The organism is Treponema sp. R6D11 (genome assembly GCF_054786075.1).
Window position 1 is genome coordinate 1 of sequence record NZ_BDHD01000787.1, and the last position, 525, is coordinate 525.

Below are 525 nucleotides of genomic sequence, written 5' to 3' on the forward strand. Positions count from 1 at the left end.
ATACTGATCCTGCGTTACAAGATGTTTGCTCATGGAAAAACTTTTTGTCAATGTTACTGAATGTTGCGTTTCATTGCTTTGTCTGTTCGGTTCGCCTGCGGGACTGCCCATCATAAAGGTTGCACTTGTTCCGCCATTTATCGGAACCATGCTACTTGCTATTTCATCAACCACAGAAATCCATACTGTTACTTTCACGGGTCTGCTCGTCGTTGTTTTTCCGTTTTTTGTATTTGTAACAACTACATAGTAGTATGTCGACTATGTACATTCGTTGGCGGACTGTAACTGGAGCCTGTCTCGCCTTCTATCTCCGTTCCGCCTTCGTTGCTGTTTACAGTATTGCTGTACCACTGGTAAGTATAATCACCCTCATCGCCTTCAACGCTGACGGTTATTATCTGGTCTTCACCCGCGATACAATCCACGTCTTCCAAAGCAGAATCTTCAAAATTTATGATCGGAGCGTCATTGTTAACTGACTTCTTTCCATTTCCTATCTTTTCAGGGAAAAACGGATTGTTA

General features: G+C 42.7%; 1 protein-coding gene and 1 pseudogene. Both read right to left on the reverse strand.

Translation table 11 applies throughout. From position 1 onward, the window contains the following. Nucleotides 1–198 (reverse strand): annotated as a pseudogene (locus tag ACYVTD_RS16095) (hypothetical protein); the annotation flags it as partial. A 44-nt stretch (nucleotides 199–242) separates the two neighbouring features. Continuing rightward, on the reverse strand, nucleotides 243–525 hold a 283-nt coding region (locus ACYVTD_RS16100), incomplete at its 5' end, for a hypothetical protein (protein WP_461248692.1).